The organism is Promicromonospora sp. NPDC057488 (assembly GCF_042802395.1).
Taxonomy (GTDB): domain Bacteria; phylum Actinomycetota; class Actinomycetes; order Actinomycetales; family Cellulomonadaceae; genus Promicromonospora.
Genome location: NZ_JBHVEG010000179.1, coordinates 1 through 13,064, shown reverse-complemented (window position 1 = coordinate 13,064; position 13,064 = coordinate 1). Strand labels below are relative to the sequence as shown.

The following is a 13,064-nucleotide window of genomic DNA, read 5'->3' as shown; positions in this document are numbered from 1 at the left end:
GGTCTAAGTTTCTTCGCTTTGGACCACCGCAAAGCGAAGAAACTTAGGCCTCGAAGGGGAACGCGCCCGGCCGCCCGGCCCGGACCACTCCCCGACGACGCCCGGACCACTCGCGAACCGGACCGGATCTCGGCCAGGCCGGGGCGGCGGCCGGGCTGTGAACTGCTGCGCCCGACCGGTCCCGCCGGATAGCCTCCCCGGGTGAGCCCCACCGAACCGGCCGCGACGAGCCCCGCCGAGCCCTTCGTCGTGCGCCACTACCGGCGGGCGCGGGACGAGGTGGCGCCCTACGCGCGCGCCTCCGCCGCCGCCGCCGTGCCGGCCGTGGTCTGGGCCGTCTGGGCGAGCGGCCCGGGCTGGCTGACCCCGGCCTACGTCGTGCTCGCGGTCGCGGGCGCGGCGCTCGGGGTGATCGACGGGCGCACCCACCGGCTGCCCAACGCGCTGGTGTTCCCCCTGACCTGGGCCACGGGGGTGCTGCTCGTGGTCGCGGCCCTGGGCACCGGATCGTGGGCCGACCTCGGCCGGGCCGCGCTGGGCGCGCTCGCGTTCTTCGCGCTCTACCAGGTGCTGTACCTGGTGTCCCCGCGCGGCGGGATCGGGTACGGAGACGTCAAGCTGAGCCTGACCCTGGGCGCCGTCCTGACGTGGCACTCGTGGGGCACGCTCCTGATCGGCGTCTTCGCCGCGCACCTGCTGGCCGGCGTGGTGGCGATCGTCCTGGTGCTCGGCCGGCGCGCGGGCTGGAAGACGGGCATCGCGTTCGGCCCGTACCTGCTGCTCGGCACCGTGATCGGGCTGACCTGGGCGCGGCTGGTGGGCTGACCCAAATCCCCTTCTTACCGCCAAGCGGCCCCAAAAGCCGTTTCCACGAATAAGACCCCATAACCGGTCGATCGCGCGATGAAAACTAGTTTTCAGGTATCAGCGACCGGGTGAAATCCTCGCCTATGTGTGACCGGCGACAACAGCGTCGCCGGCAGACATGAGGAGCACTCATGAGGTACGCAGACGCAGCGACCCGTAGTTTCCGGACCCGGCTGACCGCCGTCGTCTCGGGAGCACTCATGGTGGTGGCGCTCGGGGCGGCCGGGCCCGCGATGGCGCGGACGGCCGACGGCGAGAGCGGCGCGGGGGTGCGGACGCAGCCGGTCGGGTCCGCGGCACCCGTGCTGGTCGAGGACCTGGCCGCGGCCCCGGCCGCTGTCACGGCGACGTACTACTGTGCCGTCGCCGACGGCACCTTCGGCTGCAAGACCGGCACCCCGGGCACCGGGCTCGTGGTCGCCGAGCTCTACCAGCACGCCGACTTCGGCGGGTGGCGCGTCGTCGTCTTCAACCCGTCCTACTCCGTCGGGTGCAGCGGCGGCACCGGCGACAACGAGGGTGGCGCCAACCTCGGCGCCTACCAGAACGCGGTCAGCTCCGTGAAGACGTACAACAGCTGCGACGTGAAGCTCTTCGACGGGACCGGGAAGACCGGGTCGTCGACCGGGTTCATCGACCGGGACAACAACCTCGGCACGTTCAACGACAAGGCGAGCTCGTTCGCCATCTCCTGATCCTCGTCGCCGACGGAGACCAGAAAGAACTGCGGCCCCGCCCCTCGAGAGGGACGGGGCCGCGGGACGTCACTCCCACTCGATGGTGCCCGGCGGCTTGCTCGTCACGTCGAGCACCACGCGGTTGACCTCACGCACCTCGTTGGTGATGCGGGTCGAGATCACCGACAGCACGTCGTAGGGCAGGCGCGTCCAGTCGGCCGTCATGGCGTCCTCGGACGAGACCGGGCGCAGCACGATCGGGTGGCCGTACGTGCGGCCGTCGCCCTGGACGCCGACGCTGCGGACGTCGGCGAGCAGCACGACGGGGCACTGCCAGATCTCGTTGTCCAGGCCGGCCTTGGTCAGCTCCTCGCGGGCGATCGCGTCGGCGCGGCGCAGGATCTCCAGGCGCTCGGCCGTGATCTCGCCGACGATCCGGATGCCCAGGCCCGGGCCGGGGAACGGCTGCCGCGAGACGATCTCCTCGGGCACACCCAGCTCGCGGCCGACCGCGCGGACCTCGTCCTTGAACAGGGTGCGCAGCGGCTCGACCAGCTCGAAGTCCAGGTCGTCGGGCAGGCCGCCCACGTTGTGGTGGCTCTTGATGTTGGCCGCGCCCTCGCCGCCGCCGGACTCGACGACGTCGGGGTACAGCGTGCCCTGCACCAGGAACTTGACCTCTTCGCCGTGCGCGCCGGCCTCGGCGACGATGTCGCGCTGCGCGTCCTCGAACACGCGGATGAACTCGCGGCCGATGATCTTGCGCTTGGTCTCCGGGTCGCTGACGCCGGCGAGCGCCGTCAGGAACCGCTCCTTCTCGTCGCGGATCACGAGGTTCACGCCGGTCGAGGCGACGAAGTCGGTCTCGATCTGCTCGACCTCGCCGGCCCGCATGAGGCCGTGGTCCACGTGCACGCAGGTGAGCTGGTCGCCCACGGCCTGCTGCACGAGCGCGGCCGCGACGGCGGAGTCGACGCCGCCGGACAGCGCGCAGATGACGCGGGCGCTGCCGATCTGGGCCTTGATGGCCGCGACCTGGTCGGCGATGACGTTGCCGGGGGTCCAGTCGGGCTTGAGCCCGGCGCCCTCGTAGAGGAAGTGCTCCAGCACCGTCTGGCCGTGCGCGGAGTGCTTCACCTCGGGGTGCCACTGCACGCCGAACAGGCGGCGGCGGGTGTCCTCGAAGGCGGCGACGGGCGCGCCCTCCGACGTCGCGAGGACCTCGAAGCCGACCGGGGCCTTGTGCACGGCGTCGCCGTGGCTCATCCACGCGGTCTGGTGCTCGGGGGTGTCGGCGAGCAGCACGCCCGAGGCGCACACCTCGACCTCGGTGCCGCCGAACTCGCTCAGCCCGGTCTGCGCGACCTCGCCGCCGAGCGCCTGCGCCATGGCCTGGAACCCGTAGCAGATGCCCATGACCGGCACGCCGGCCTCGAACAGCTTGGGATCGACGAACGGGGCGCCGGCCGCGTACACGGAGGACGGACCGCCGGACAGGATGATGGCCACGGGGTTCTTGGCGAGCATCTGCTCGACCGTGAACGTGTGCGGCACGATCTCCGAGTACACCCGGGCCTCGCGCACGCGGCGCGCGATCAGCTGGGCGTACTGCGCGCCGAAGTCGACGACGATGACCGGGCGGGGGGTCTGCGGCTGGTTCTCAGGGGCAGTGGACGACACGCGGCAAGTCTATGTGCCCGACGGCGGCCCGGCGCCCCACGGCGGAGTTGGGCTCACCACTCGGCGAACGACCCGTCGTCGTGCCGCCAGACCGGGTTGCGCCAGCGGTGCCCCTCGGCGGCGCGCTCCCGGACGTAGTCCTCGTTCACCTCGATGCCCAAGCCTGGCCCCTGCGGGATGGCGACGGAACCGTCCTCGTAGGCGAAGACGCCGGGGTCGACGATGTAGTCGAGCAGGTCGTTCGCCTTGTTGTAGTGGATGCCCAGGCTCTGCTCCTGGATGACGGCGTTGTACGCGACGGCGTCGAGCTGGAGGCACGCGGCCAACGCGATCGGCCCGAGCGGGCAGTGCGGCGCGACGGCGATGTCGTACGCCTCGGCCATCGCGGCGATCTTGCGCACCTCGGTGATGCCGCCCGCGTGGGACAGGTCGGGCTGGATGATGTCGACGACGCCCGTGGTGATGACGTTCTTGAAGTCCCACCGGGAGTACAGCCGCTCCCCGAGCGCGATCGGCGTCGTGGAGTTGCGCAGCACGTCGGCGATCCCGTCCACGTGCTCCGAGAGCACGGGCTCCTCCACGAACATCAGGTGGTAGGGCGCCAGCGCGTCGAGCAGCACGCGCGCCATCGGGCGGTGCACCCGCCCGTGGAAGTCGACGCCGATGCCGATGTTCGGGCCCACGGCCTCGCGGACCGCCGCGACGTTGGCGACGACCCTCTCGACCTTGTCCCGCGAGTCGACGTACTGCAGCTCCTCCGGGCCGTTCATCTTGACCGCCGTGAAGCCGCGCTCGACGGCGTCCCTGGCCTGGGCCGCGGTCTCGGCGGGCCGGTCACCGCCGATCCAGGAGTAGACCTTGATCCGGTCGCGCAGCCGGCCGCCGAGCAGGTCGTGCACGGGCACGCCGAGCGCCTTGCCCTTGATGTCCCACAGGGCCTGGTCGATGCCGGCCAGGGCGCTCATGTGGATCCCGCCGCCGCGGTAGAACCCGGAGCGGTACAGCACGGTCCAGTGCTCCTCGATCCGGCGGGGGTCCTTGCCGATCAGGTAGTCGGACAGCTCCTCGACGGCGGCGGCGACGCTGGCCGCGCGGCCCTCCAGGACGGGCTCGCCCCAGCCGACGACCCCCTCGTCGGTCTCGATCTTGAGGAAGAGCCACCGCGGCGGCAGGACGAATGTCGTCATCGACGTGATCTTCACGGCATGCCTCTCAGTTGTACTGCGCTCAGTTCTGCCGGGTCAGTTCTGCCGGTCAGCTCTGCTGCCAGACCCGGACCAGCTCGGCGGCCCGCGCTCCGACCACGTCGGGCTGGTCGCCCGGGCGGTACAGGAACGTGCCGATGCCCGCGCCCGCCGCGCCCGCGCGCGCCCAGTCCGCGAGGTTGCCGACGTCGACGCCGCCGACCGGGACCAGGGCGGTGCCCGCCGGCAGCACGCTGGACCAGGCCCGCATCCCGTCGATGCCGACCGCCGAGCTGGGGAAGAGCTTGATGGACCCGGCGCCGGCGTCGAGCGCCGCGAAGGCCTCGGTCGGTGTGGCCGCCCCGGGGCAGCTCTCCAGGCCGAGCCGCACCGTCTCGGCGATCACGTCCGGCCGGGTGTTCGGCGACACGACGAGCGACGCCCCGGCGTCGGCCGCCCGCCGCACGTCCTCCGGGGTGAGCACGGTGCCCGCCCCGACCCGGCGGTCGGCCGACCCGGCCGCCCGGATCCGGCGCACTGACTCCAGCGGGTCCGGGGAGTTGAGCGGCACCTCGACGGCGTCGAAGCCAGCCGAGAAGACGGCCTCCGCCACGGCGACGGCGTCGGCGGGCGTGACCCCGCGCAGGATGGCGACGAGTCCGGTGGTGCGGGCGTTCATGCGAGCTGCTCCTGGGTGGGTTCGAGCGGGGCCAGGCCGGCGTCTAGGGCGACGCGCCAGAGGCCGCGGGCGGTGGCATCCTCGCCGACGGCGCGGACCGATACGCCGCACCTTTCCAGCGCGACGCGGTAGCGGTGCGCGGTGGCCGCCGACCCGCACAGGGTGACCGCGTCGGCCGGGTCGGCGCGCAGCGCGTGCCGCACCTCGGCGCCGATCAGCAGGCCGGAGACGTAGTCGGCCACCTCCGTGCCGGCGAGACGGCCGGCCAGCACAAGGGTGCGGGCCGTGAACAGCAGTGCGGGCAGGCCGCGCTCGTCGCCCTGCTCGGCCTCCGCCTCGAGCCCGCAGGTGAAGGCGTCCGACGCCTCGGTCCCGGCCTCGCCCTCCGCGAGCCGCGCCAGGATGCTGTCCCCCAGCAGGAGGCCGTACAGCTCGCCGGTCATGGCGGTCGTGAAGCCCGTGACCTGGCCGCCGTCCAGACGCACCCACTTCGAGTGCGTCCCGGGGAGCACCACGGTCCGCCTGCGGTCGGCGGTGACGTGCTCGGCGGTGCCGTGCTCCGGCGCGGTCGCGGCCAGCGCGCCGACGAGCTGCACCTCCTCGCCCCGCATGACGTCCGGGTGGGAGCCGGTGGCCCGCAGCCCGGGCACCAGGTGGACCACGGAGTCTCCTGCGGGCACCACCGTCAGGCGGTAGGCAAGGGCACCCAGCTCGGCCGGCACGTCCAGGTAGCCGGCCTCGGCCCAGCCGTGGTTCGAGCCCGCCATGCCCGAGCACAGGACGGGGATGCCAGGATGCTCGTCGAGCCACTGCCGGCACAGGCGGCCGAACGTGGCCTCGAACGCGGCGGCCCGGGCCCGGGCCGAGTCCGCGCGCTGCGACAGCGTGAGCGCGCCGTCCGCCGACCGGACCTCGTCCAGGACCGCGCCCGTGGCGTCCAGGAGCCAGGCGCGGAACGTCGTCGAACCCCAGTCGAGGGCCACCAGCGCGGCGTCGCGCCTCGGTGCGTCGTCAGCCATGTGCTGGACGCTAGTCGCTGGTCCCGATAGTTCGAACCGCATCCCTATTATCGGGATACCGTGGGCCGATGACCGACGCCGCTCCCCCGGGCACCCAGACCCTCGCGCGGGGCATCGCCGTGGTGAACGCCGTCTCCCGGGGCCGCACGCGCCTGCGGGAGATCTCGGAGGAGACCGGGGTCGGGCGCAGCACCACCCACCGCCTGCTCCAGCTCCTGCTCGCCACCGGCTACCTGCGCCAGCTCGACGACGGCGCCTACGCGCTCGGGCCCGCGCTGATCGAGCTGGGCTACCAGGCGCTGCAGGAGAACCCCGTGACCGGGGTGGCCGCGCCGGTGCTGCGGGCCCTGGCCGAACGCGTGCACGACACCGTGCACCTCGCCATCGAGGACCGCGGGCAGGTGCTGTACCTCGACAAGATCCCCGGCACGCGCGGGGCGGTGATGCGCTCGCAGATCGGCCACCGCATGCCGCTGACCCGCACCGGCATCGGCAAGGCGCTGCTGCTCGACGAGCCGGGCCGCTGGAGCGAGCAGTTCCTGGCCGAGCGGCCCGCCGGCGCGGGGCAGGGCCTGGAGCAGGACGTGCTCACCGCCGAGGAGTTCGTGCGCGTCATGGCGACGTCGGCGGAGCGCGGCGTGACCTTCGACCTGGAGGAGAACGAGCCGGGCATCCTCTGCGTCGCAGCGCCGGTGCGCGACACGTCGGGCGGGATCGTCGCCGCGATCAGCGTCACGGCGACGCGCCCGTACATGCCGCCGGAACGCCTGGACACCCTGACCCCGGTCGTCCGCGACGCGGCGGCCCGCATCTCGGCGGGCCTGGGCCGGCGCGCGGGGTAGGTCGCCCGCTGCCCCAGCGCGCCGGACGCCAGACCGCCTACTCGTGCTGCCAGCTCTGCCAGAGCTTGGCGTAGTCGCCGCCTGCCGCGACCAGCTCGTCGTGCGGGCCGATCTCCGTGATCCGGCCGCCGTCGAGCACCGCCACACGGTCGGCGTCGTGCGCGGTGTGCAGCCGGTGGGCGATCGCCACGACCGTGCGCCCGTCGAGCACCGCGTTGAGCGAGCGCTCCAGGTGCCGGGCCGCGCGCGGGTCCAGCAGCGAGGTCGCCTCGTCGAGCACGAGCGTGTGCGGGTCGAGCAGCACGAGCCGCGCGAGCGCGATCTGCTGCGCCTGCGCCGGCGTGAGCTTGTACCCACCGGAGCCGACCTCGGTGGCCAGGCCCTCGTCGAGCGCCTCCACCCAGCCATGCGCGTCGACCGCGCGCAGGGCGTCCATCAGCTCGGCGTCGTCGGCCTCGATCTTGGCCAGCCGCAGGTTGTCCGCCAGCGACCCCACGAACACGTGGTGCTCCTGGGTCACGAGCGCGACGTGCTTGCGCAGGTCCTCCAGCGGGAGGTCCACCAGCGGCACGCCGCCCACCTGCACCGATCCGCCCGTGGGCGGGTGGATGCCGGCGAGCATGCGGCCCAGCGTCGACTTGCCCGAGCCGGACGGACCCACGATCGCCAGCCGCTCCCCCACCTTGAGGTCGAGGTCGATGCCGTGCAGCACGTCCGTGCCCGTGCGGTAGGCGTAGCGCACGTCGGTGCCGCGCACCTCCTCGTCGTCGGGCTCGGCGTCGGTCGCCGTGCGGTCCATCGGCACGAGCCGCACGCCGATGATCCGCGACAGGGACGTCGCGGCCACCTGGATCTCGTCCAGCCAGAAGATGAGCTCCCAGACCGGACCCTGGAGCTGGTAGGTGTACATGACGATCGTGGCGACCATGCCGATGGTCACCGTGCCCTCGGAGGCCAGGTAGCAGCCCCACACCAGCACGGAGATCGGCGCGATCATGAACGCGAAGTCCACGCCCGGGAACAGCACGGTCCGCAGGTTGAGCGTGCCGCGCTCGGCCTGGAACGCCTCGTGCAGGTCCTCGTCGCCCCGGTCGGTGCGCCGCCGGCCGATCTTGAGCGCGTCGATGGTGCGCGCGCCCTCGACCGACTCGGTGACGGTGCCGTCGAGCAGCGCGTACGCCGCGGACTCCCGCTGGTAGGCCGGCGTGGCCCGCTTGAGGTACCAGCGGGCGACGCCGACCAGCACGGGCACGCCGACGAACATGGCGATCGCCACCAGGGGCGAGACCACCAGGCTGGCCGCCGACGTCAGCACGAGCGTCACGACCGCGATGACCAGCCGTGGCACGCCGAAGCGCACCGCGTTCTGGATGCGGCTGACGTCGCGCGTGGTCCGCGCGATGAGGTCGCCGGTGCCCGCGGTCTCGACCGTGGACAGCGGCAGGGCCGTGACGGTGTCGACGAACTCCTCCCGCATGTCGGCGAACACCGTCTCGCCGAACACCATGGCGCGGCGCTGGGCGAACCGGGTGATCAGCGACTGGAGCACGACCGCCGCGACGGCGACGAGCACCAGGTTGCGCGCCACCTCGAGGGTGGCGCCATCAGCAACCGCGTCGACGAGCATCCCGAGCACCAACGGGCCGGCCAGGCCCGCGACGGCGGCCACCGTGTTCGCCACAGTGATGATGATCAGCGGCCTGCGGTGCCGGCCGAGCAGCGTGCGCGTGTACCGCCAGGTCTCGGCGGCGTCGGCGATCGGCAGGATCTTTCCGGTGCTCATGCCTTGCCTCCTTCCCCTGCGTTGGTGGCGCGCAGCAGCTCGTCGAGCTCGGCGTCCAGGTCGTCGTCGTCCATCGAGCGGCCCACCACCCTGCGGTAGCGGGCGGCCTCGCGCCCGCCCTCGGCCTGGGTGGGCAGGTCGAGCAGCTCCCGGTGGGTGCCGTGGGTGACCACGGTCCCGCCGTCGAGGAAGATCACGTCGTCCACGTGGTCGAGCACCAGCGGGCTCGCGGTGACGATCAGCGTGGTCCGGCCCTGCCGCCACCCGGTGAGCCGCTGCGCGATGCGTGCCTCGGTGTGGGCGTCGACCGCGGAGGTGGGCTCGATCAGCACCAGGATCTCCGGGTCGGTGAGCAGCGCCCGGGCGAGCGCCACCCGCTGCCGCTGCCCGCCCGACAGCGAGCGCCCCTTCTCGGGGATCTCGCCCTCGATGCCGTCGGGCAGCGACTCCAGCACGTCGTGGGCGTCGGCGATGTGCATGGCCCGCAGCAGCGCCTCGGCGTTCGCGGAGTCGCGCACGTCGAGCTCGCCCGCGAGGCGGCCGGAGAACAGCGCCGGGGTCGCGTCCGCGACCACGATGCGTTCCCGCAGCTCCTGCTTGTCGAGGTCGGCCAGCCGGACGCCGCCGAGCGTGACCGGGGTGCCGGCCTCCGCCTCGTCGTCGAACCGGCCCATCCGGATCGCGACCTGCGCCGACTCGTCCGGGTCGGCGCTGACCAGCGCGACCACGCGGCCGGGCGGCAGCGTGACGCCCGTGGTCTCGTCGACCAGCGGGACGCCGGCGGGCGGCATCTGCGCGGTGGACCCCTCGGCGCCGGTGGCGGGCACGACCTGCAGCACCTTGACCACCTTGCCCGCCGCCACGTGCGCCTTGGTGACGACGTTGACCGACTGCACGAGCAGGTGGACCGGCCAGGACAGGAACGACGCGTACCCGTAGAACGCGACGAGCTGACCCGTGGAGATGCGCCCGGCGATGGCCTCGGCCGCGCCGAGGTAGACCACCAGCGCGATGAACAGGCCCGGCAGGAGGATCTGCAGCGCGTCGAGCACCGACTGGGTGCCCGCGACGGCCACGCCGGCCTCCCGCACCTTCTGCGACTGCACCTGGTAGCGGCCGGTGAAGACCTTCTCGCCGCCGATCCCGCGCAGGATGCGCAGGCCGGAGACGGTGTCCGCGCCGAGCGTGGTGAGCCGGCCCTGCGCGTCGCGCTGGTTCTTCTGGTGCTTCTGCAGCGGCTTGACCAGCAGCGCGAGGATCGCCGCGACGACCGGCAGGCCGAGCGCGATGACGAGCCCCAGCCGGAGCGACTGATCGAGCATCAGCACCACGACGATGCCGTAGGTGGCGACGCTGCCGATGGTCTGGGCCGCGATGCCGAAGACCTCGCCGATGCGCATTGTGTCGTTCGCGACCGACGAGACGACCTCACCGGTGGGCAGCTCCTTGGTGATGTTGTGCCCGGAGCGGGCCACGGTGCGCGTCACGAGCTGTGAGGTTCGGAACGCCGCGTGCATCCAGGCGGTGATGTCCCACCGGTGCCCGATGGCGTTCGAGGCGATCCACACGAGGCCGACGCCGACCATGATGCCGGCCCACGTCCACGTGTCCCGGCTCAGCCCGGAGTCGGTGGCGCTGTCGATGATCTTTCCCAGCAGGAACGGCTGGAAGGCGCTGCAGGTGAACCCGACGACGCCGAAGAACATCGCCACGAGCAGCACGCGGATCTGCTTCCGGGCGAGCCACAGGAGCAGGGTGAGCGGACCGCGCAGCGGCGGGGTGCCGGGATCGGCGAAGGGGAGGGAGCGCACGACAACCACCGTACGGAGCACCACTGACATTCATCCACGCTTTATCCACAGCGTCGAACGGCACCCCGTGGACGGCATATCCTCGATGCTTGTGAGCACCCCGCAGACCACGCCCGAGATCTCCACCGAGGCCGCCGCGACCGCCATCCGCAAGGCCCGCGGTGCCATGTCCCGCTACCGCTTCATGGCTCTGGTCACCGGTGTCATGCTGCTGATCCTCTGCGTCGAGCTGGGCATCAAGTACGGCCTCGGCGCCCTGGTCGACGTCGACGGCGTCATGCCGTTCATCGCCTGGGTGCCGTTCGCGCACGGCTGGATCTACGTGGTGTACCTGGTCACCGTGGCCGACCTGTGGTCCAAGATGCGCTGGGGCTTCGGCCGCCTCGTCACCATGGTGATCGCCGGCGTGATCCCGGTGATGTCGTTCGTGCTGGAGAAGAAGGTGCACACCGAGGCCGAGGCGAAGCTCGCCACGCTCGAGGCCCGCTACCTCTCCTGAGACCGGAGGAACCATGGGTCGCAAGATCGCCGTGGCGCTGGGCGTGGTCGTCGTCCTGGCCGCCCTCGGATTCCTCGCCACGCGCATCTACGCCTCGATGCAGACCGGCGGCGACGTCCCGGCGCCCGCCGTCGGCTCGTCCGCGCCCGCGGCCACGGCCGCCGTCGGGGACCTCGACGGCGACTGGACCGTGGCCGACGGCTCCGAGGCCGGCTACCGCGTGGACGAGGTGCTGTCCGGGCAGGACGTCACGGTCGTGGGCCGCACCGAGCAGGTGACGGGTTCGGGCACGGTGGCCGACGGCGAGCTCACCGCCGCGACCGTCGAGGTCGACCTGGCCAGCATCACCACCGACGAGTCCGCCCGGGACGGCCAGTTCCAGGGCATCCTCGACACCCGTACCTTCCCCACGGCCACGTTCGAGCTCACCGCCCCCGTGGACGTCACCGCGGTGGCCGACGGCGAGACCGTCACCGTGGACGCACCCGGCTCGATGACCATCAAGGACGTCACCCGCGACGTCACGGCCGGCCTGGAGATCCGCCTGGTCGCCGACGGCGACGACGTCGTCGCCGAGCTGGCCGCGACCGTGCCGGTCACGTTCGCCGACTACGACGTCCAGGCCCCCGACCTGGGCTTCGTCACGGTCGAGGACACGGGCTTCGTCGAGGCCGAGCTGACCCTGTCCCGCTGAGCGCCGCGGGCCCTCGAACGGCCCCGGGCCGCCCGGAGGCGCCCGGGAACCCGGGCGTGGGCGCCCGTACCGGCCCCGCGCCCGCACCTGCTTCAATGCGAACGTGAACGACCACGCTTTCGACGCCCTCACCGCCGACCGCCTCCGCGCGAACGGCAGCCTCAAGTGGACGGCCTTCCCGGGCACCATCGGCGCCTGGGTCGCGGAGATGGACTTCCAGGTCGCGCCCCCGATCGCCGCCGCGCTGCACGACGCCGTGGACCGCGGCCTGCTCGGCTACCTCCCGCCGGCGCTCGTGACGGGGATGTCCGAGGCGTACGCGCGGTTCGCCGCCGACCGCTACTCCTGGACCGTGGACCCGGGGCGGGTCCGGCCCGTGTCCGACGTGCTGACCGCGCTGGCCGAGGTCGTCAAGCACTTCTCCCGGCCCGGTTCGCCGGTGATCGTGCCCACGCCGTCGTACATGCCGTTCCACACCCTGCCGGGCGAGCTGGGCCGCAAGGTCATCCAGGTCCCGATGCTGCGCGACGCCGAGGGCCGGTACGCCTACGACCTCGACGCGCTGGACGCCGCGTTCCGCGCGGGCGGGCACCTGATGATCCTGTGCAACCCGCACAACCCGATCGGCCGGGTGCTGGAGCCCGCCGAGATGCTCGCCGTCGCCGAGGTGGTCGACCGGCACGGCGGCCGCGTCTTCGCCGACGAGATCCACGCCCCGCTGGTGCACCCGGGCCGCCGGCACGTGCCGTACGCCTCGCTGAACGAGACGACGGCGGGGCACACCGTCACCGCCACGTCCGCGTCGAAGGCGTGGAACCTGCCCGGCCTGAAGTGCGCCCAGCTCGTGCTCTCGAACGACGCCGACGCGCGGCTGTGGCACCAGGTGGGCGAGCGTGTCGAGGAGGGTCCCTCGACCCTCGGCATCCTGGCCAACCAGGTCGCGTACGACGACGGCCGCGACTGGCTGGACGACGTCGTCGCCTACGTGCGCGGCAACGTCACGCGGCTCGGCGAGCTGCTCGACGGGACGGGCATCGGCTACCGCGCGCCCGAGGGGACGTACCTGGCCTGGCTGGACTGCCGCGGCCTGGACCTGCCGGGCGAGCCCGCGAGCGCCGCCGCCTGGTTCCAGGAGCACGCGGGCGTGGTCCTGGTCGACGGGGCGGAGTGCGGGGACGCGGGCCGCGGTTTCGTGCGGTTCAACGCGGGCATGCCGCGCCCGCTCGTCGAGGAGGCGGCGCGGCGGATGCGGGCCGCGCTGCACGCCTGACGGCGAGCGCCTGCCTTTTTTCGAGGCCTAAGTTTCTTCGCTCTCAGTTGGCTGAGAGC

General features: G+C 72.6%; 12 protein-coding genes. 6 read left to right on the top strand and 6 right to left on the bottom strand.

Annotated features, from left to right (window positions below):
- Positions 1–201: 201 nt before the first annotated feature.
- Together ACFU5G_RS25165 and ACFU5G_RS25160 are read left to right on the top strand one after the other, a co-directional pair.
- Positions 202–825, top strand: a complete 624-nt coding sequence (locus tag ACFU5G_RS25165) for a prepilin peptidase (protein WP_377250982.1) — start codon at positions 202–204, stop codon at positions 823–825.
- Positions 826–998: 173 nt separating this feature from the next.
- The gene (locus ACFU5G_RS25160) at positions 999–1,562 is read left to right on the top strand and encodes a hypothetical protein (RefSeq protein ID WP_377250979.1); all 564 of its coding nucleotides are present in this window, start codon (positions 999–1,001) and stop codon (positions 1,560–1,562) included.
- 69 nt (positions 1,563–1,631) lie between these two features.
- Here the strand turns inward: ACFU5G_RS25160 and guaA are convergent, their stop codons facing one another.
- From guaA to ACFU5G_RS25140, 4 genes are read right to left on the bottom strand one after another with little or no spacing between them, the layout of a single operon-like run.
- Positions 1,632–3,224 carry a glutamine-hydrolyzing GMP synthase gene (guaA, locus tag ACFU5G_RS25155; protein ID WP_377250976.1) on the bottom strand — a complete coding sequence of 531 codons (1,593 nt, stop codon included), beginning with the start codon at positions 3,222–3,224 and terminating at the stop codon, positions 1,632–1,634.
- Positions 3,225–3,277: 53 nt separating this feature from the next.
- Positions 3,278–4,426, bottom strand: coding sequence for a galactonate dehydratase (gene dgoD, locus ACFU5G_RS25150; protein ID WP_377250973.1), 1,149 nt, complete (start codon positions 4,424–4,426; stop codon positions 3,278–3,280).
- A gap of 52 nt (positions 4,427–4,478) precedes the next feature.
- Positions 4,479–5,087: a 2-dehydro-3-deoxy-6-phosphogalactonate aldolase gene (locus tag ACFU5G_RS25145; protein ID WP_377250970.1), complete on the bottom strand. Its 609-nt coding sequence runs from the start codon at positions 5,085–5,087 to the stop codon at positions 4,479–4,481.
- On the bottom strand, positions 5,084–6,106 hold the full coding sequence (locus ACFU5G_RS25140) for a 2-dehydro-3-deoxygalactonokinase (protein ID WP_377250967.1): 1,023 nt from the start codon (positions 6,104–6,106) through the stop codon (positions 5,084–5,086). Before ACFU5G_RS25140 ends, ACFU5G_RS25145 begins: the two co-directional genes overlap by 4 nt.
- A 68-nt stretch (positions 6,107–6,174) precedes the next feature.
- On the opposite strand from ACFU5G_RS25140, the gene ACFU5G_RS25135 reads away from it, so the two are divergent.
- The gene (locus ACFU5G_RS25135) at positions 6,175–6,948 is read left to right on the top strand and encodes an IclR family transcriptional regulator (protein WP_377250964.1); all 774 of its coding nucleotides are present in this window, start codon (positions 6,175–6,177) and stop codon (positions 6,946–6,948) included.
- A gap of 37 nt (positions 6,949–6,985) precedes the next feature.
- On the opposite strand, the gene ACFU5G_RS25130 is transcribed toward ACFU5G_RS25135, so the two are convergent.
- Together ACFU5G_RS25130 and ACFU5G_RS25125 are read right to left on the bottom strand one after the other, a co-directional pair.
- Positions 6,986–8,731: an ABC transporter ATP-binding protein gene (locus ACFU5G_RS25130; RefSeq protein ID WP_377250961.1), complete on the bottom strand. Its 1,746-nt coding sequence runs from the start codon at positions 8,729–8,731 to the stop codon at positions 6,986–6,988.
- On the bottom strand, positions 8,728–10,572 hold the full coding sequence (locus ACFU5G_RS25125) for an ABC transporter ATP-binding protein (protein WP_377250958.1): 1,845 nt from the start codon (positions 10,570–10,572) through the stop codon (positions 8,728–8,730). The genes ACFU5G_RS25130 and ACFU5G_RS25125 overlap by 4 nt, the downstream gene beginning before the upstream one ends.
- 55 nt (positions 10,573–10,627) lie before the next feature.
- On the opposite strand from ACFU5G_RS25125, the gene ACFU5G_RS25120 reads away from it, so the two are divergent.
- The 3 genes from ACFU5G_RS25120 to ACFU5G_RS25110 all read left to right on the top strand — a co-directional run bounded on the left by ACFU5G_RS25120 (position 10,628) and on the right by ACFU5G_RS25110 (position 13,005).
- Positions 10,628–11,041, top strand: coding sequence for a DUF3817 domain-containing protein (locus tag ACFU5G_RS25120; RefSeq protein WP_033326968.1), 414 nt, complete (start codon positions 10,628–10,630; stop codon positions 11,039–11,041).
- 13 nt (positions 11,042–11,054) lie between these two features.
- Positions 11,055–11,735 carry a YceI family protein gene (locus tag ACFU5G_RS25115; RefSeq protein WP_377250955.1) on the top strand — a complete coding sequence of 227 codons (681 nt, stop codon included), beginning with the start codon at positions 11,055–11,057 and terminating at the stop codon, positions 11,733–11,735.
- Positions 11,736–11,838: 103 nt separating this feature from the next.
- Positions 11,839–13,005 carry a MalY/PatB family protein gene (locus tag ACFU5G_RS25110; protein ID WP_377250952.1) on the top strand — a complete coding sequence of 389 codons (1,167 nt, stop codon included), beginning with the start codon at positions 11,839–11,841 and terminating at the stop codon, positions 13,003–13,005.
- Positions 13,006–13,064 lie beyond the last annotated feature (59 nt).

What these genes read in the sequence shown, in the direction of transcription:
- ACFU5G_RS25120 (WP_033326968.1), top strand. Translation starts at nt 10,628, where the DNA reads ATGCTTGTGAGCACCCCGCAGACCACGCCCGAGATCTCCACCGAGGCC.
- ACFU5G_RS25140 (WP_377250967.1), bottom strand. Translation starts at nt 6,106, where the DNA reads ATGGCTGACGACGCACCGAGGCGCGACGCCGCGCTGGTGGCCCTCGAC.
- ACFU5G_RS25160 (WP_377250979.1), top strand. Translation starts at nt 999, where the DNA reads ATGAGGTACGCAGACGCAGCGACCCGTAGTTTCCGGACCCGGCTGACC.
- ACFU5G_RS25135 (WP_377250964.1), top strand. Translation starts at nt 6,175, where the DNA reads ATGACCGACGCCGCTCCCCCGGGCACCCAGACCCTCGCGCGGGGCATC.
- ACFU5G_RS25145 (WP_377250970.1), bottom strand. Translation starts at nt 5,087, where the DNA reads ATGAACGCCCGCACCACCGGACTCGTCGCCATCCTGCGCGGGGTCACG.
- ACFU5G_RS25130 (WP_377250961.1), bottom strand. Translation starts at nt 8,731, where the DNA reads ATGAGCACCGGAAAGATCCTGCCGATCGCCGACGCCGCCGAGACCTGG.
- ACFU5G_RS25115 (WP_377250955.1), top strand. Translation starts at nt 11,055, where the DNA reads ATGGGTCGCAAGATCGCCGTGGCGCTGGGCGTGGTCGTCGTCCTGGCC.
- ACFU5G_RS25125 (WP_377250958.1), bottom strand. Translation starts at nt 10,572, where the DNA reads ATGTCAGTGGTGCTCCGTACGGTGGTTGTCGTGCGCTCCCTCCCCTTC.